Below are 18,109 nucleotides of genomic sequence, written 5' to 3' on the forward strand. Positions count from 1 at the left end.
CAGCAGATCAGTCCCGGCTCTGGACGGTGTCCCGGATATCGCGGAGCAACGCCGCGGACTCGTCGAGGGAACGGCCCGCGAACATGCCCATCGCGATGCTGCCGTGGTCGGCCCAGCCGCAGAAGACGAGCTCCCCGTCCCGGATCGGGGCAGTACCGCACTTCATCACTCCGCCGAGCGCACCGGCATCCACCTCGCGGATGTCGGCGACCGGGCTGTCCTCCTCGGAAGCCAGGTCGAAAAGGCGGTCCAGATCCCGTTCGGGCTGCCAGACGAGGGTCGTACCGCCGAAGAGCAGGACGCTGCGGTCTGGGCCGGCCGGATCGGTGTAGACGGCGCCGAAGCTCTCGGCGAAGTTGATCTCGGCGTTGACGGCGGTGCGGAGGTATTCGATGGTTGCCCGGGCACCCTCGCTCTCGTCCCGGGTGAGACCGGCGACCTCGACCGGAGTGGCGAGGGTGGCATCCTTCTGCTGCAGGATCCGCCAGCTCGCGCTGCCGAAGACGGCGGCTCCGGCAAGGGTGACTGCGAGCACCGAGCCGAGGACGACTCTCCGGCGTCGGGACGACGGCTTGCCAGCCGGCCCGGCGGCGCCCGGCTCGGCATCGAGCGCCGGAGTGATGTCGACCGCCTCGGAGTCCCGGCCGACCGAGTGGTCCAGCACGATCGGCTCCGACGTGATCTCGATGGCGCCGGAATCGGCCGTGCCATGCCGATCGGTGCGGGGGGCATCGGACATAGCCGCCACCGTACGCGACCGGGAGGTGGCGCACGACGGGCCTGGCGCGCAGGCTCGTAGACTTCGAGGGTGACCGAGACTCTGGATGCGAACCGCGCCCCGGCCCCGACCCTTTCCGCCCAGTACCAGCCGGGCGAGGTAGAAGGTCGGCGGTACGAGGAGTGGGTAGCGGCCGGGCGTTTCCGGGCCTCGGCTGACAGCGACAAGCCCCCGTTCACCATCGTCATCCCGCCACCGAACGTGACCGGGTCACTGCACATGGGCCACGCCTTCGAGCACACCCTGATGGACGCGCTCACCCGGCGGCGGCGGATGCAGGGCTACGAGGCGCTCTGGCTGCCCGGCATGGACCACGCCGGCATCGCCACCCAGAACCTGGTCGAACGCCAGCTCGCCGGCGAGGGGCTGTCCCGGCACGACCTGGGTCGGGAGAAGTTCGTCGAGCGGGTCTGGCAGTGGAAGGCCGAGTCGGGTGGCAAGATCCTCGGCCAGATGCGCCGGCTCGGCGACTCCGTGGACTGGGACCGCGAGCGCTTCACGATGGACGAGGGGCTGTCCCGGGCGGTACAGACGATCTTCAAGAAGCTCTACGACGACGGCCTGATCTACCGCGCGGAGCGGATCATCAACTGGTGCCCGCGCTGCCTCACCGCCCTGTCCGACATCGAGGTGGAACACACCGACGACGACGGTGAACTCGTCTCGATCCGGTACAGCGACGACGTGGTGGTCGCCACCACCCGGGCCGAGACCATGCTCGGCGACACCGCCGTCGCGGTGCACCCGGACGACGAGCGGTACAAGCACCTGATCGGCACCGAGGTCGAGCTGCCGCTGACCGGGCGGCGCATCCCGATCGTCGGTGACGAGCACGTCGACCCGAGCTTCGGCACCGGCATGGTCAAGGTGACCCCGGCACACGACCCGAACGACTTCGAGATCGGCCAGCGGCACGACCTGCCGTCCCTGACGGTGATGGACGAGCGGGGCGTGATCACCGCGCCCGGCCCGTTCGAGGGACTCGACCGGTTCGAGGCCCGGCCGGCGATCGTCGCCGCGCTGCGCGAGCAGGGCCGGATCGTCGCCGAGAAGCGGCCGTACGTGCACGCGGTGGGGCACTGCTCGCGGTGCCGTACGACGGTGGAGCCGCGACTGTCGTTGCAGTGGTTCGTCAACACCGGACCGCTGGCCCGGGCGGCCGGCGACGCGGTGCGGGACGGCCGGGTCAAGATCGAGCCCGCCGACATGGCCAAGCGGTACTTCGGGTGGGTCGACAACATGCACGACTGGTGCATCTCCCGGCAGCTCTGGTGGGGGCACCGGATCCCGGTCTGGTACGGCCCGGACGGCGAGGTGCGCTGTGTCGGCCCGGACGAGGAACCGCCGACCGGCGAGGGCTGGCACCAGGATCTCGACGTGCTGGACACCTGGTTCTCCAGCGCGCTCTGGCCGTTCTCCACGCTCGGCTGGCCGGAGCAGACACCCGACCTGGCGAAGTTCTATCCGACCAGTGTGCTGGTGACCGGCTACGACATCCTGTTCTTCTGGGTCGCCCGGATGATGATGTTCGGCCTGTACGCGATGGACGGCCGGCAGCCGTTCGACGTGATCGCCCTGCACGGCATGGTGCGCGACCAGTACGGCAAGAAGATGTCGAAGTCCTTCGGCAACGTGGTCGACCCGCTGGACTGGATCGAGCGGTACGGCGCCGATGCCACCCGGTTCACCCTGGCCCGGGGCGCGAACCCCGGCCAGGACGTGCCGGTCAGCGACGAGTGGTGCCAGGGCTCCCGCAACTTCTGCAACAAACTCTGGAACGCCACCCGGTTCGCCCTGATGAACGGCGCGCACGTGGCCGGCGAGCTGCCGGAGCCGGCCCGCCTGTCGACCGTGGACCGGTGGATCCTCTCCCGGTTGCAGCAGGTCACCGCCGAGGTGGATGAGCAGTTCGAGGCGTACGAGTTCGCCAAGGTCTGCGACGTGCTCTACCACTTCGCCTGGGACGACGTCTGCGACTGGTACGTCGAGCTGGCCAAGCCGGTGCTGGCCGCCGGTGGCGAGCCGGCCGAGGTCACCCGCCGGGTGCTCGGACACGTGCTCGACCGGCTGCTGCGGCTGCTGCACCCGGTGGTGCCGTTCGTCACCGACGAGCTCTGGACCGCGCTGGCCGGTACCGAGAACGCCAGCTCCGACCCGGCTGGGCCGTCGGTGATGACCGCCGCCTGGCCGGTGGCCGTGCCGGCGCTGCGCGACGAGGCGGCGGAGCGCGAGGTGACCGAACTCCAGCGGGTGGTCACCGAAATCCGCCGGTTCCGTTCCGACCAGGGGCTGCGCCCGGCGCAGCGGGTGGCGGCCCGGCTCGACGGGCTCGCCGGAGCCGGCATCGCCGCGCACGAGCCGCTGATCCGTTCGCTGGTCCGGCTGGACGAGGCGGCCCCGGACTTCCGGGCCAGTGCCACCCTCGCCGTCTCCGGCGCGGTGACGGTGGCCCTGGACACCCGGGGTTCGATCGACGTCGCCGCCGAGCGGGCCCGGCTGACCAAGGACCGGGCGGCGGCCGAGAAGGAGATCGGTCAGGCCCGGGCGAAGCTCGACAACCCGGCCTTCCTCGACAAGGCGCCGGCCCCGGTGGTCGACAAGATCAGGGACCGGCTGGCGGCGGCCGAGGCGGACCTGGAACGGATCGCCAGTGCCCTGGCGGCGCTGGGCTGACCGGCAACGGGTGCGGGCCGGGAGCGGACGAGTGGGGCGACTGCGGGTGCGGATCGAGCGGGCGCGGATAGCGGGTGTGCGGGTGCGGATCGACGGTGTACGGCGGTCAGGGTCGCGGCGGTCAGGATCGCGGCGGTCGAGACTTCGGGGGTCGGGGTTGCGGCGGTTCGGCGTAACGGGCGGGGGGCGTACGGTGCGGGGCGAGGGTCGCGGTGAGTGAGCGCGCGGAGCGGGCGGCCGAGTTCGCCCAGGTCGAGGCGGAACTGTCCAGCCGCGGCTACACCCGGATGGTCTTCGACCTCGGGCGGATCGAGGAACTGCTCGACGTGCTCGGCAGCCCGCAGCGGGCGTACCCGGCGATCCATCTGACCGGCACCAACGGCAAGACGTCGACGGCCCGGATGATCGACTCGCTGCTCCGGGCCTTCGGGTTGCACACCGGGCGGTACACCAGCCCGCACCTGGAGACCGTGCGGGAGCGGATCAGCCTGGACGGCGAGCCGATCGGCGAGGAACGCTTCGTATCGGTCTACCGCGAGGTGGCGCCGCTGGCCCGGCTCGTCGACGAGCGCGCCGACGAGCCGCTGACGTACTTCGACATGACCACGGCGCTCGCCTTCGCCACCTTTGCCGACGCTCCGGTCGACGTGGCGGTGGTCGAGGTCGGGCTCGGTGGTGCGGAGGACTCCACCAACGTGCTGAGTGCCGGAATCGCGGTGATCACCCCGATCGGGCTCGACCACACCGAGTGGCTCGGCGACACCATCGGAGACATCGCGCTGGCGAAGGCGGGGATCATCCACAAGGGCGCGACGGTGATCTCGGCAGTCCAGCCGGAGGAGGCCGCCGAACCGATCCTGGAGCGCTGCGCCGAGGTCGGCGCCACCATCGCGCGAGAGGGCGGCGAGTTCGGCGTACTGCGCCGGAGCATGGCGGTCGGCGGCCAGGTGCTCTCGTTGCAGGGCCTCGGCGGGGTCTACGACAACGTCTTCGTACCCCTGCACGGGGCACACCAGGCGCAGAACGCCGCGATCGCGCTCGCCGCCGTCGAGGCGTTCCTCGGCGCGGGCGCGTCCCGCCAGCTCGACGTCGAGACCGTCCGTCAGGGCTTCGCCACCGCCGACTCACCCGGCCGGCTGGAGCGGGTCCGGTCCGCCCCGACGATCCTGCTGGACGGGGCGCACAACCCGCACGGCATGGCGGCCACCGTCACCGCGCTCCAGGAGGAGTTCGCGTTCAGCCGGCTGATCGCGCTGGTCGGCGTACTCGAGGACAAGGACGCGGGAAGTCTGCTCGAACTGCTCGAACCAGTGGTCGACGCGATCGTGGTGACCGGGAACAGCTCGCCCCGGGCGATGCCGGCCGCGGCACTTGGTGAACTCGCGGTCGAGGTCTTCGGGCCGGACCGGGTCGAGGTGGCTCCGGATCTGCCGGACGCGATCGAGGCCGCCGTGGCGCTGGCCGAGTCCGACGTGCAGGGGGAGTTGAGCGGGGTGGGTGTGCTGGTCACCGGCTCGGTGGTCACCGTGGCCGACGCGCGACGGCTGTTGAAGCGATGAGCGCCCCGGACGAGGCGGCAAAGCCGGCTGGCCGTACCGGGCCGCCCACCGGGTCCGCGGAGCCGTCGGGCCGGGTCGAGGATGGCGGGCCGGCCGGCCCGGCCAGCTCCGCCGGGCACGGCGGCCCGACGGGTACGCCTGGCGGCCGTCCGTCCGGACTGCGGGACCCGGACCGGGCAGTACGCGGCCTCGGCGCCCTCACGCTGAGCGTCGAGACGCTGGTGCTGCTGCTCGCGATCCAGCCGATCCGACTGCTCGGCGGCGAGCTGGGCGGCAGCGCGATCGGGGTGGTCGTCGGGCTCGCGGTGCTGGCGGTCGTACTGGCCGGCTGCCTACGCCGGCCGTGGGCCTGGCACGCCGCCACCGTCCTGCAGGGGCTGTTGCTGCTCGCCGGCTTCCTGCACTGGTCACTCGGCGCGCTGGGGCTGATCTTCGTCGGCGTCTGGGCGTACGTGCTGCACGTCCGCCGGGTCATCCTCGGCTGACCCGGCCCGCCGGCTCAGCCGGTGGCCCGGCTCCGCCATTGGGTGAGGGCGATCCCGTGCCCGTCCGGGTCCCGGAACGCGGCGGCCCAGAGTTCGAGTTTGGCGCCCCGGTTGACCGCCCGGGGTGCGTAGGTGAACTTCACGCCCTTGGCAAGGAGTTCCTCGTAGAACGCGGTCACGTCGTTCACCTCGAGATTGAGGTGGACCAGCCGCCGGTTGATCGGGGCTACCTCGCGGATCGCCCGCAGCACCAGCCGGGTCGCCCCGGAGGCGAGGATGGCGTTACCCTCGCCGCCGTCGATCTCGAAGAAGCCGAGCAGGTCCCGGTAGAAGGCGATCGACCGCTCGAGGTCGGTGACCAGCAGGGTGATCCCGACCCCGGCGATCGGGCCGGACCCGCCGAGCCGGGCCGGCGGCTGGGTGGCGATCAGGTCGGCCAGGATCGCCTCGTCGTCCGAGGCGACCGCGAGGTCGTCGGCCGCCGATGCGCCGGCCCGCGGGTCGAGGTCCAGGTCAGGGTCCGCGTCGGCATCGAGATCCGGGTCGAGATCCGGATCGGGATCGTCCAGCGGTATGTCGATCTCGTCGTGCGAGGTGTCGGCCGGGCCGGTGTCGCCGGTACCGGGGCCACCGGCGGCGGTGGCCGACCGGCCGGAGTCCGCCGCCGTGGGCTCGGGGGTGGTTCGGGGCGACTCCGGGTCCGGTTCGGTCGGTGCCGGGCCGCTCGGCGGGCTGCCAGCGGACCGGGCCTCCGGGATCGGCGGAGTATCCGGCCCGGTGCCGTCGACACCGGTCCCGGTCGCAGGCACGTCCGGCTCGGGTGAGCGCGGCGCCGGCGGCACGTCGGCGACCGGTGCGGCGGCCGGGGCCGGGCGGGGCCGGCGGTTCCGGGCGCCCGGACCGGGGGTCGGCCGGGGGCGGCGGGGCAGTGGCGCGGTGGACGGCGGGTCGACCAGGGTCCCCTCCAGCACGATCGTCCCGCCGGGGGTCTGCCGCATCACCACCGGCTCCTCGCGGGGCGTACCCCGGTCGTCCCGGCGCGGCTCCAGGTCGTCCCGGAGCGGGGCGAGATCGTCCTCGGTCAGGTCCTCGGCGGCCGGCCCGCCGCCGGGCGGTGCGGCGGAGTACGGGTCGTCCCGTCCGCCCCGCGCCCACGGCGGCGCCTCCTGCTCGATCAGGATGTCGTCGTCGCCCTGGTCGAAATCGTGGAACTCCGGCGGCAGATCGCCGCTCGCCGCCGCCTCGGCGTGGGTCAGCACCTCGTCCCAGAGGATCCGGACGTGCCGCTGGTCGTCGATCGCGACCATGATCGGCAGGGTGGCGCCGGGATCCGGCCACTTCGACACCGGTACCCGGGGGTCGCGGATCCGCACCGAGCGGCCCGGAACCCCCGGCGCGTCGATCACGATCTGGAGTTCACACCGGCCGAAGGTCGACGAGGCGGGCGGCTCGGTGACGCTGTGCACGTGCCCGATGCCGGTCACCCAGGCCCGGGGGCCGCTGCGTACGGCGGTGAACGCGACGAGCGCGATGGCCAGGGCGAGCAGCGCCACCCCGAGTACGGCGATCGCCCAACTGCGCATCCCGAAGCCGAACAGGATGACGAAGGTGGCGAAGGTGCCCAGCACAGCGGCGACCAGCTTGCGCACCGGCGCGACCTGGCGGCGACGACCATCTGCCACAGTGGACCTCCCTGGTTAAGGCCAGGCTAGGCCGGATCTGGCGGGAATGGAACGACCCGGGGCCGGTGTGCGGCCCTCGCCGCCGGATCGGTCGGCCGTGAGCTGGCCGAACGTGCTGACCTCCGGCGTCGCGGCCGGGCGGCGCCGACATACCCTGGCGGTGCCCAGCTCTCCGGCCGTACCGAGGGGTGTCCGTGGTCAGCAGCGGTTCCACCGAGCGTACCCTCGTATTGATCAAGCCTGACGCGGTGCGGCGGAGGCTGGTCAGCGAGATCCTCGGCCGGTTCGAGCGCAAGGGCCTCGGCATCGACGCGATGCTGCTGCGCCGGATGGACGACCGGCTTGCCGACCTGCACTACGCGGAGCAGGTGGCGGAGCCGTTCTATCCGGCGCTGCGGGAGTTCATGACCTCCGGCCCGCTGGTCGCGTTGGTGCTCTCCGGCTCCGGCGTGGTCGAGATGGTCCGCGGCCTGGTCGGCGCGACCGACGGGCGCCGGGCGGTCCCCGGCACGATCCGTGGCGACCTGGCCTGCTCGTCCCGGGAGAACCTGGTGCACGCGGCCGACTCGGTCGAGACCGCCCGCCGGGAGATCGCGCTCTGGTTCCCCGAGTTGACCTGACCCGGATGGCGGGCCGGGCGCTCGCGGTCGCCGCGGCCGAGCTGGGCCTGCCGGCGCTGCCGGCCGGAGCGAGTCGGTCGCCGGCCGGGGTGGAGTCGGTCGCGGCGGCCGCTCAGGAGGGGCTGTTGGCGGGTGTGGCGGTCAGTGGAAGTGCCCCGAGCGCGGCCGTGGTGACCTCGAACGCGGTCTGCCGGGCCAACGCGGTCACCGCCGGGCCGCTGCTGCCCGGCCCGAGCTTGAGTACCCCGACGGTGAGCAGCAGCGGACCGTGCGCGAGGAGCAGATGGGCCTCGCCGGGCATGAAGCCCAACTGCTGCCCAGGGTGGGGGCCGGGCACCGTACCCGTGGTGAGCCGGGCCGGACGGGCGCCGACCCGCACCACGGTGGCGGCGCGGCGGGCCTCGGTGGTGGTGTAGCTGAGGACGAACTCCGGGGTACAGCGGACCGAGCGGGCCCGAGCGGCGACCCGCTCTGCCGTTGCCGCGCTGGCGAACCCGGTCACCGTGACCTCCATCACCGTGGTCGGCTGCTGGACCCCAGCGAACGAGGCGGTCGGATTGACCTCGAGCGACCCGGCGAAGATCGGTTCTGGCGGCGTGAACGACTCCCCGGGACGGGCCTCGGCGGTGAACAGCCGACACGGAGTGATTTCCACCGAGCCGAGTTCCTCCTCGGCGAGCAGCTCCGGCGGCGGGACGCTGCCCCGGGGCTGGACCGCCGTCGCCAGGGCCGCGAGCACCGCCTCGGGCTGGAAGGGCGGCCCGGGCGCGACGCTGGGCGGCACCGTCGAGGCCGGCGGTGGAGTCGGTGGGGCCGGCCGGGCCGGTTGCGGGGTACAGGCGGTGAGGGCGAGCAGCGCCGTCACGCCGGCCAGCAGCGGTGCCGTACGCATATCCGCCCCCATCCGCATTGTCGGGGCAGGTTAACCCGGCAGGCCCGGGCCGCGGGGTCCCGCTCGGGCGGGACGGTGCGCCGCCCGGGATATCGGGTGGGGGGCGGCGCGGGGGTCGAGTATCGTTGACGGGCACAGGCGTCGACCCGGCCATCACCGGCGAGCCTCCGGAAGAACAGGTGGAAACACCCCAGTAGAACCGGACGGGACCGGCCCGTCACAGCCGGCCAACGAGCGGGTGGTCGATCACCGACCGCCAAGCGGGGTGGTACCGCGGGCCCACGGGCGCGCCGGCTTCCGGCGTTACCAGGGCTCGTCCTCGCAGACCACGGTCAGTGAGCTGCGACGAGGAGAGCGACCCGCGATGGCGTACCCGAAGAACGCCCCCGCCGGCACGGGCGTGCCGGCCAGTCCGGAGCTGCCGGCGGTCGAGCAGCGCGTGCTCGACCACTGGGTGGCCGACAAGACCTTCGAGGCCAGCGTCGAGGCCCGCGATCCCGGGCCGAACGGCGCCAACGAGTACGTCTTCTACGACGGCCCGCCGTTCGCCAACGGGCTGCCGCACTACGGCCACCTGCTGACCGGCTACGTCAAGGACCTGGTACCGAGATACCAGACGATGCGCGGCCGGCGGGTGGAGCGACGCTTCGGCTGGGACTGCCACGGCCTGCCGGCCGAGGTGGAGGCGGAGAAGCAGCTCGGCATCACCACCAAGGCGGAGATCCTCGACCTCGGCGTGGGGCGGTTCAACGACGCCTGCCGGACCTCGGTGCTGGCCTACACCCGCGACTGGGAGCGGTACGTCAACCGGCAGGCCCGGTGGGTCGACTTCGGCAACGACTACAAGACGCTCGACCTCAGCTACATGGAGAGCGTCATGTGGGCGTTCCGCCAGCTCCACGACAAGGGGCTGGTCTACGAGGGGTTCAGCGTGCTGGCGTACTGCTGGCGCTGCGAGACCCCGCTGTCGAACACCGAGACCCGGATGGACGACGTCTACCGGGACCGGCACGACCCGACCCTGACCGTCTGGTTCGAGTTGACCCCGGACGGGTCCGCCCCGGAACCGCTGCGCGGGCCGGTCCGGGTCGGGGTCTGGACCACCACGCCGTGGACGCTGCCGTCGAATCTCGCGCTCGCGGTCGGCCCGGACATCGAGTACGCGGTGCTGGAGCGGGACGGCCAGCGCTACGTCGTCGGCGCCGCCCGCCTCGGGGCGTACGCGAAGGAGCTGGACGGCTACACCCAGGTCGGCACCGTGTACGGCCGGGACCTGGTCGGCCGCCGCTACACCCCGCTCTACGACTTCCTGGTCAGCCAGGGCGGGCCGAACGCCTACCAGGTGCTCGGTGCGGAGTTCGTCACCACCGAGGACGGCACCGGGGTGGTGCACCTGGCCCCGGCCTTCGGCGAGGACGACCAGAAGGCCTGCAACGCGGCCGGCATCCCGACCGTGGTGACCGTGGACGACCACACCCGGTTCACCGCGCTGGTCCCGCCGTACCAGGGCGAGCAGGTCTTCGACGTCAACAAGCCGGTGATCCGGGAGCTGAAGGAGCGCGGGGTGGTGCTCCGGCAGGACACCTACACCCACGCGTACCCGCACTGCTGGCGCTGCGACACCCCGCTGGTCTACAAGGCGGTCTCCTCCTGGTTCGTGGCGGTGACCAAGGTCAAGGACCGGATGCTGGAGCTGAACCAGCAGATCGACTGGACGCCCGGGCACGTCAAGGACGGCTCGTTCGGCAAGTGGCTGGCGAACGCCCGGGACTGGTCGATCAGCCGCAACCGGTTCTGGGGCTCGCCGATCCCGGTCTGGAAGTCGGACGACCCGCAGTACCCGCGGGTCGACGTCTACGGCTCGCTCGCCGAACTGGAGGCCGACTTCGGGGTCAAGGTCACCGACCTGCACCGGCCCGGCATCGACGAGCTGACCCGGCCCAACCCGGACGACCCGACCGGGCGCTCCACCATGCGCCGGGTGCCGGAGGTGCTGGACTGCTGGTTCGAGTCCGGTTCGATGCCGTTCGCCCAGGTGCACTACCCGTTCGAGAACCGGGAGTGGTTCGAGCACCACTACCCGGGTGACTTCATCGTCGAGTACGTCCCGCAGGTGCGGGGCTGGTTCTACACCATGCACGTGCTGGCGACCGCGCTCTTCGACCGGCCGGCGTTCCGCAACGCCGTGGTACACGGCATCGTGCTCGGCTCGGACGGGCGCAAGATGTCCAAGAGCCTGCGCAACTATCCGGACGTCTACGAGATGTTCGACAGCTACGGCTCGGACGCGATGCGCTGGACGCTGATGTCCTCGCCGGTGCTGCGCGGCGGCGACGTGGTGGTCAGCGAGACGACGATCCGGGACTCGGTACGCCAGGTGCTGCTGCCGTACTGGAACGTCTGGTACTTCTTCTCGCTCTACGCGAACGCGGAGGGATACTCGGCGGTCCGGCGTACCGACTCGACGCACCTGCTCGACCGCTACGTGCTGGCCAAGACCCGGGAACTGGTCGAGGCGGTGCAGGGGCAGCTCGACGTCTACGACATCTCCGGCGCCTGCGGCACGGTCCGGTCCTTCCTGGACGCGCTGACCAACTGGTACGTCCGGCGGTCCCGGGACCGGTTCTGGTCCGGTGACCGGGATGCCTTCGACACCCTCTACACGGTGCTGGAGACGGTGAGCCGGGTGCTGGCCCCGCTGGCCCCGCTGACCGCCGAGGAGGTCTGGCGGGGGCTGACCGGGGAGCGGTCGGTGCACCTGACCGACTGGCCGGACGCCGCCGAGTTCCCGGCCGACCACGAGCTGGTCGCCGCGATGGACGCCATCCGGAACGTCGCCTCGGCGGCGCTGTCGCTGCGCAAGGCGAAGGGCCTGCGGGTCCGGCTGCCGCTGCCGTCGCTGACCGTGGCCACCCCGGCGGCGGCCGCCCTGCGGCCCTTCGCCGACCTGGTGGCGGACGAGGTGAACGTCAAGGCGGTCACCTTCAGCGACGAGCTGGCCAGCTACTGCGAGCAGGTGCTCACGGTGGTGCCCCGGGCGCTCGGCCCCCGGGTCGGTAAGCAGGTGCAGACCGTGATCAAGGCGGTGAAGTCCGGCGACTGGGCGCTGGTGGACGGGGTACCGGAAGCGGCCGGGGTGCGGCTGGAGCCGGGCGAGTACGAGCTGAAGCTGGTCCCCGCCGACGCCGAGCACTCCGCACCGCTGCCCGGTGGGGAGGGCGTGGTGGTGCTGGACACCGCCGTCACCCCGGAACTCGCCGCGGAGGGGCTGGCCCGGGACGTCGTACGGGTGGTGCAGCAGGCCCGCCGGGACGCGGGGCTGGACGTGTCGGACCGGATCGACGTGCTGCTCGCCGCTCCGGCGGAGGTGGCCGCGGCGGTCGAGGCGTACCGGGACTTCGTGGCCCGGGAGGTGCTGGCCGACTCGATCGGCTTTGCCGACCAGGCTGACTCCGTCGACTTCGCCGATCAGGTCGACGGATTCGCCGGTGAGGTCGGCGAGGGCGGCCGGGTGACGGTGGCGGTACGCCGCCGCTGAGGATTCCCGGTGCGTCGCCGGGTGCCGCCCGACCCGGTCCGGGTGGGTGATCGCGACGGTCACCTACGCGGACCGGTCGGGCGTCGGTTAACGTGACAGCGCCCGACTACCCTGACCGCCGGAGGTCCCGTGCCGCTGCTCTACACCATCGGCCAGTACACCGTCGGCACCGCGATGCGGGTTGCCTGGCGTCCGACCGTGGAGGGCCTGGAGAACGTCCCCGCGACCGGCGGCGCGATCTTCGCGGGCAACCACCTCTCGGTCGCCGACGAGCTGTTCCTCGGCTCGGTGGTGCCCCGGCACCTCGCCTTCTGGGCCAAGTCCGAATACTTCACCGGCACCGGGCTGCGGGGCTGGGTCACCCGCTCCGTGATCAGCGGGCTCGGCGCGATCCGGGTGGAACGGGCCGGCGGCCGGGCGGCACTCTCCGCGTTCGACGGGGCGATCCCGGTGCTGCGCGCCGGTGACCTGGTGGCAATCTATCCGGAGGGCACCCGGTCACCGGACGGGCGGCTCTACCGGGGGCGTACCGGGGTGGCTCGGCTGGCGCTGGCCGCCGAGGTGCCGGTGATCCCGGTCGGGATGATCGGCACCGAGCGGGTGCAGCCGATCGGGGCCCGGCTGCCCCGGCTCGGCACCGGCAAGGTGACCGTCCGGTTCGGCAAGCCGATGGACTTCGTCGGCCGCCCGACGGACCGGACCTCGCTGCGGCAGATCACCGACGAGATCATGACGGAGATCCAGAAGCTGACCGGGCAGGAGTACGTGCCCCGGTACGCGCCGGCCCGCAACGGGGCCGAGAACGGCGGTTCGTAGGCAGCCGGCCGCCGTGCCGTCCGCGACCGCTCGCCGTCCATGGCAGCCGGATCATCCGGTACTGGCGCTGCCGCTGCCCGAGCCGACCGGGTCGCGCACGATGATGCTGTCGCGCAGCGTGCTGAGCAGTTCGGAGCTGTCCGCTATCGACAGCCGGGTGAACAGCGCGGTGGCCGAGCTGCCATGGTCCGCCCACGTGCAGACCACCACATCCTCGCCGTCGGCCTCACCCGTGCCGCAACGGCGGTACTCGCCGCGTACGCCGGTCGGCACCGACTCGACCGAGGTGACCGCGTACTCGTTCTGGAGCCGGGTGACCTCCTCCTGCACCGCCGACTCGGGGCTGAGCCGGAAGCCGGTGCTGCCGAAGATGACCACCTGCTTGCCGTTCGAGGCCCGGTAGACCCCGGCGAACGCCTCGCCGCCGGTGAACCAGTTCCGCCCCTGGACCTCCTGCTTCAACTGCTCGGCGGTCTCCCGGCCGGTCGCGTTGTCCACCAGTCGCAGGTCCAGTACCTCGCTCGGCAGCGGATCCAGCGCCGAGGCCGGGTACTGGTCCCAGATCGGCTTGGCGTAGTACGCCGGAACGCCGCAGCAGCAGGCGATGGTGAGCAGGGTGAGCGTGAACATCACCCTGGGCCAGCGCCGGCGGCGGCGTACCGGAGGAAGGGGGGCCGGGGCGGGCGGCGCCTTCCGGACCGGCGGCGCCTCCGGCCGGCGCCGCTGTTTCGGCGGTCGGGGCGGCGCGACCGGTGGCGGCGGCTGCTTTCGTGGTGCGGGCGGGGCCGGCGGTCGGGCGGCCCGCGCCGGCGGTGGCGGTGGCGGCGGTGGTGGTGACGGGTGTGGTGGCGGCACCGCGCGCGGTGGTGGCGGTGGACCGGTCGGCGCGGGGAAACGCCGGGTCACCGGCAACTGCCGGGCCGGGGGCGGGCTGACCGGTGGGTCGTAGCCGACCGGTGGATGACTCGCCGCTGCCTGGTGGCCACCGACCGGCGGGTACGCCTCCCACGGGTCGTCGGCGGCACCGGCCCAGGGGTCGACCGGGGTGGGGATCTCGTCCTCGTCCGCCTCGACCCCCGGCATCCGCAGGGTCGGATCGGCCGGTCGGGTACGAACCGTCGGTGCCGCCGGAACATCCGCGTCCTCGGCCTCGCCCCGGAACCAGCGACGCTTGCGGGGCCGGGGCCGGGGCGGTGGTACGGCCGCAGAGCCGGTCCAGCGCGGCGCTGCCACCCTGGTCGGGGCCGGTCCGTCGTCCTCGGACGGCGACGCCGGCACACCGCCCTCGACCGGACCCGAGCCGCCGTCGTCGTCGGCGGGCCGGTCGATCCGGGTGGCGTCGGGCGGCGGGGTACGGCGAGTGGGTGCGTCGTCGTCGGCTGCCGGCGGTCGGTCCGCCGCCGCATGCTCGGTGCTGACTGTGCGTGGCGCGTCTTCGGGCTCGGCACGTTCGGTGGCGGCCGCCGGCTGTGGTTCTTCGGCTGGGGACCCTTCGTCGACGGCGGCCGGTGCTGGCGCGGCGTGCACGGAGTCGGCCGGTGGGGTGGGGTGCGCGGTACCAGCGGTCTCGGGTGGCGGCGTGGGCGCGGCGCCAGCGGTCTCGGGTGGCGGCGTGGGCAGGGTCGGTTGGTCGAGGTCGGCGTTGCCGGACCCGTCCGGTTCCACCGGGACGTCGACGGCCGTGTCGTCCGGCTCACCGGCGTGACCGTGCTCGTCGCCGGCCTGACGGTGCTGCTGGTCACCGGCTCGACTGTCCTGCTGGTCACCGGTTCGGCCGTCCTGCTGGTCAGCGGCCCGAGCCTGCGGGTCGCCGGATGCCACGGTCGCCGATCCCTCGGCCGGGGGCGGCCCGGCCGGCGTGGCTCGGCCCGCCGGTACGGTCTCCTCCGGCTGCGGTTGGGACATTGTGCGGGTCTCCTCTCGCGCCCGTTCGAGGTTAGTACCGCCCGACCAACCGGTCGTTCCGCGCCGGATCGTACGAGTGTCGCCGACGGTGGGGGAAATCGCGACGAGCCGGCACGCGGAGAGCTTTCCGGCGGAAACGCCGCGCCCGGCGGGCGCGGGGACCACCGGACCGGGTCGCGGGGGTGACGCGTACTCTGGATGGTTGGTGTTCCAGCGGAGTGTCCCGGGAGGTTCCATGAGCGCCGCGTCGTCCGCCGCGGAAAGGTCAGCGGCGATGACGGTCTGGCCGCAGCTCGAGCAGTTGCTGCCCCAGGTCAGCAAGCCGATCCAGTACGTCGGCGGCGAACTGGGCGCGGTGGTGAAGGACTGGGAGTCGGCGGTCGTCCGGTGGGCGCTGATGTATCCGGACGCGTACGAGGTGGGCCTGCCGAACCAGGGGGTGCAGATCCTCTACGAGGTGCTCAACGAGCTGCCGGACGTGCTGGCCGAGCGGACGTACGCGGTCTGGCCGGACCTGGAGCGGCTGATGCGGGCGCACGGCGTGCCGCAGTTCACCGTCGAGGCGCACCGGCCGGTCGGCGCGTTCGACCTGTTCGGGATCTCGTTCGCCACCGAACTCGGCTACACCAACCTGCTCACCGCGATCGACCTGGCCGGCATCCCGCTGCTCTCCGCCGACCGCACCGACGAGCACCCGGTGGTGGTGGCCGGCGGGCACGCCGCGTTCAACCCGGAGCCGATCGCCGACTTCCTCGACGCGGCGGTGCTCGGCGACGGCGAGGAAGCGGTTCTGGAGATCACCGAGATCGTCCGGGCCTGGAAGGCGGAGGGCAGCCCCGGCGGGCGGGACGAACTGCTGCTCCGGCTGGCCCGGACCGAGAGCGTCTACGTGCCGCGCTTCTACGACGTCGACTACCTGCCTGACGGCCGGATCCAGCGGGTCGTGCCGAACCGGGCGGACGTGCCGTTCCGGGTACACAAGCGGACGACGATGGACCTGGACGCCTGGCCGTACCCGAAGAAGCCGATCGTGCCGCTCGCCGAGACGGTGCACGAGCGGTACGCGGTGGAGATCTTCCGGGGTTGCACCCGGGGATGCCGGTTCTGCCAGGCGGGCATGATCACCCGGCCGGTCCGGGAACGCTCCATCACCACCGTGGGCCAGATGGTGCGGGACGGCCTCGAATACTCGGGCTTCTCCGAGGTGGGGCTGCTGTCGCTGTCGTCGGCCGACCACTCGGAGATCGGCGACATGTGCTCCGGCCTGGCCCAGCAGTACGAGGGCACCAACGTCTCGCTCTCGCTGCCGTCGACCCGGGTCGACGCCTTCAACATCGAGCTGGCCCAGGAACTGTCCCGCAACGGCCGGCGTACCGGGCTCACCTTCGCCCCGGAGGGCGGCTCGGAGCGGATCCGCAAGGTGATCAACAAGATGGTGTCGGAGGAGGACCTCATCCGCACCGTGGTCACCGCCTACACCAACGGGTGGCGGCAGGTGAAGCTCTACTTCATGTGCGGGCTGCCGACCGAGGAAGACGAGGACGTCCTGCAGATCGCCCGGCTCGCGCACGAGGTGATCAAGGCCGGTCGGGCGGCCACCGGCTCCAAGGACATCCGCTGCACGGTCTCGATCGGCGGGTTCGTACCCAAGCCGCACACGCCGTTCCAGTGGGCCCGGATGGAGCGGCCCGAGGTGATCGACAACCGGCTCAAGCTGCTCAAGCAGGCGATCAACTCGGACCGGTCGCTCGGCCGGGCGATCGGTTACCGCTATCACGACGGCGAGCCGTCGCTGATCGAGGGGCTGCTCAGCCGGGGTGACCGCCGGGTCGGTGCGGTGATCCGGCGGGTCTGGGAGAACGGCGGCCGGTTCGACGGCTGGAGCGAGCACTTCTCCTACCAGCGTTGGGTGGACGCCGCCGCCGAGGTGCTGCCGGCCTTCGGGGTGGACCTCGACTGGTACACCGTCCGGGAGCGGGAGCAGGCCGAGGTGCTGCCCTGGGACCACCTCGACTCCGGGCTGGACAAGGACTGGCTCTGGCAGGACTGGCAGGACGCCCTCACCGAGTACGAGCAGGACGACTGCCGGTGGACCCCGTGCTTCGACTGCGGCGTCTGCCCGTCCATGGACACCGAGATCCAGATCGGCCCGACCGGCAAGAAGTTGCTGCCGCTGACGCCGGTGAACACCGGCCTGCGGACGCCGGCCGGCGCCGGACACTGACCCCGACCGTTCCCCGGAGCAGTCCACTCCCGGGGGAGCGGCCCACCTGAGACCATCCGGATCCGAGGAGCGGCACGATCAGCAGGAAACCACAGCCGGAGGGCGGCCAGGCGCCGGTCGTACAGCGGGTCCGGATCAGGTACGCCAAGCGTGGACCGCTGCGGTTCACCTCGCACCGGGACTTCGCTCGGGCCTTCGAGCGCGCGTTGCGTCGGGCCGGCGTACCGGTGGCGTTCTCCCAGGGCTTCACCCCGCACCCGAAAATCTCCTACGCCAGCGCGGCCCCGACCGGGGTGGCCAGCGAGGCGGAGTACCTGGAGATCGGGCTCCAGCGGCCGGTGGATCCGGCCGATCTCCGGGCCGCTCTGGACGCGGTGCTCTCGCCCGGACTCGACGTACTGGACGCGGTGGTGGCCGGCAGCGGCAGCCTGGCCGACCGGATCGACGCCTCACGCTGGCGGATCGAACTGCCCGGTGTCGCGCCGGATGTCGTCCGTGCCGCCGTGTCGACCTTTCTGGCCGCGTCCGAGGTGCTCGTCGAGCGGATGACCAAGCAGGGCCGACGCGTCTTCGACACCCGGGCCGCTGTCACGACCATCGATGTGATCGAGAGGACCGAGGCACCTTCCGGGGTCGCGGGCGTACCGTGTGCGATACTCGAAGTGGTCGTGCGGCAGGTCACCCCGTCCGTACGACCCGATGACGTCCTTTCCGGCCTCCGCGTGGTGGCCGACCTGGAGCCGCCGGTGCCGCCGAGGGCGACCCGGCTGGCGCAGGGCACGCTGACCGCGCAGGGGGAGATCGTCGATCCGTTGGAGGCGGATCGCGACGGGAACGCCATCGGCGAACGCCAGCCGGACGTCCGGCCGGCGGTCAGGTAGGCAGACTTCGGCGACCCGGTCACCTCGACGCGTCACCGGAAATACTTTGCGGCAAC

12 protein-coding genes are annotated in these 18,109 nt (G+C 72.3%); 8 read left to right on the top strand and 4 right to left on the bottom strand.

Going from position 1 to position 18,109, the window contains the following annotated elements:
* Positions 1–7: 7 nt before the first annotated feature.
* Positions 8–739, bottom strand: coding sequence for a hypothetical protein (locus AAH979_RS24975; protein ID WP_346260561.1), 732 nt, complete (start codon positions 737–739; stop codon positions 8–10).
* Positions 740–808: 69 nt separating this feature from the next.
* Here AAH979_RS24975 and AAH979_RS24980 point away from each other — a divergent pair, with 69 nt between their 5' ends.
* The 3 genes from AAH979_RS24980 (at position 809) to AAH979_RS24990 (ending at position 5,495) form a co-directional block, all read left to right on the top strand.
* A complete protein-coding gene (locus AAH979_RS24980; protein WP_346260562.1) occupies positions 809–3,451 on the top strand; it encodes a valine--tRNA ligase in 2,643 nt (880 codons plus the stop codon).
* 287 nt (positions 3,452–3,738) lie between these two features.
* Positions 3,739–5,010: a folylpolyglutamate synthase/dihydrofolate synthase family protein gene (locus tag AAH979_RS24985; RefSeq protein WP_346260669.1), complete on the top strand. Its 1,272-nt coding sequence runs from the start codon at positions 3,739–3,741 to the stop codon at positions 5,008–5,010.
* A complete protein-coding gene (locus AAH979_RS24990; RefSeq protein ID WP_346260563.1) occupies positions 5,007–5,495 on the top strand; it encodes a DUF4233 domain-containing protein in 489 nt (162 codons plus the stop codon). Before AAH979_RS24985 ends, AAH979_RS24990 begins: the two co-directional genes overlap by 4 nt.
* A gap of 14 nt (positions 5,496–5,509) precedes the next feature.
* On the opposite strand, the gene AAH979_RS24995 is transcribed toward AAH979_RS24990, so the two are convergent.
* Positions 5,510–7,177, bottom strand: a complete 1,668-nt coding sequence (locus AAH979_RS24995) for a VOC family protein (RefSeq protein ID WP_346260564.1) — start codon at positions 7,175–7,177, stop codon at positions 5,510–5,512.
* Positions 7,178–7,371: 194 nt separating this feature from the next.
* Between AAH979_RS24995 and ndk the strand changes: the two genes are divergently transcribed.
* On the top strand, positions 7,372–7,797 hold the full coding sequence (gene ndk / locus AAH979_RS25000) for a nucleoside-diphosphate kinase (protein ID WP_346260565.1): 426 nt from the start codon (positions 7,372–7,374) through the stop codon (positions 7,795–7,797).
* Between the two features lie 112 nt (positions 7,798–7,909).
* Here the strand turns inward: ndk and AAH979_RS25005 are convergent, their stop codons facing one another.
* Positions 7,910–8,689, bottom strand: a complete 780-nt coding sequence (locus AAH979_RS25005; protein WP_346260566.1) for a hypothetical protein — start codon at positions 8,687–8,689, stop codon at positions 7,910–7,912.
* Between the two features lie 364 nt (positions 8,690–9,053).
* On the opposite strand from AAH979_RS25005, the gene ileS reads away from it, so the two are divergent.
* Together ileS and AAH979_RS25015 are read left to right on the top strand one after the other, a co-directional pair.
* Positions 9,054–12,227, top strand: a complete 3,174-nt coding sequence (gene ileS, locus AAH979_RS25010; RefSeq protein WP_346260567.1) for an isoleucine--tRNA ligase — start codon at positions 9,054–9,056, stop codon at positions 12,225–12,227.
* A 129-nt stretch (positions 12,228–12,356) separates the two neighbouring features.
* Positions 12,357–13,043 carry a lysophospholipid acyltransferase family protein gene (locus AAH979_RS25015; protein ID WP_346260568.1) on the top strand — a complete coding sequence of 229 codons (687 nt, stop codon included), beginning with the start codon at positions 12,357–12,359 and terminating at the stop codon, positions 13,041–13,043.
* 51 nt (positions 13,044–13,094) lie between these two features.
* Here the strand turns inward: AAH979_RS25015 and AAH979_RS25020 are convergent, their stop codons facing one another.
* Positions 13,095–14,948 (bottom strand): hypothetical protein, encoded by a 1,854-nt coding sequence (locus AAH979_RS25020; RefSeq protein ID WP_346260569.1) that lies wholly within the window; start codon positions 14,946–14,948, stop codon positions 13,095–13,097.
* 235 nt (positions 14,949–15,183) lie between these two features.
* Between AAH979_RS25020 and AAH979_RS25025 the strand changes: the two genes are divergently transcribed.
* On the top strand, positions 15,184–17,172 hold the full coding sequence (locus tag AAH979_RS25025) for a TIGR03960 family B12-binding radical SAM protein (RefSeq protein WP_346260570.1): 1,989 nt from the start codon (positions 15,184–15,186) through the stop codon (positions 17,170–17,172).
* Between the two features lie 134 nt (positions 17,173–17,306).
* A complete protein-coding gene (locus AAH979_RS25030; protein ID WP_346260670.1) occupies positions 17,307–18,053 on the top strand; it encodes a TIGR03936 family radical SAM-associated protein in 747 nt (248 codons plus the stop codon).
* Positions 18,054–18,109 lie beyond the last annotated feature (56 nt).

It is taken from the genome of Plantactinospora sp. ZYX-F-223 (assembly GCF_039649625.1).
Classification (GTDB): domain Bacteria; phylum Actinomycetota; class Actinomycetes; order Mycobacteriales; family Micromonosporaceae; genus Plantactinospora.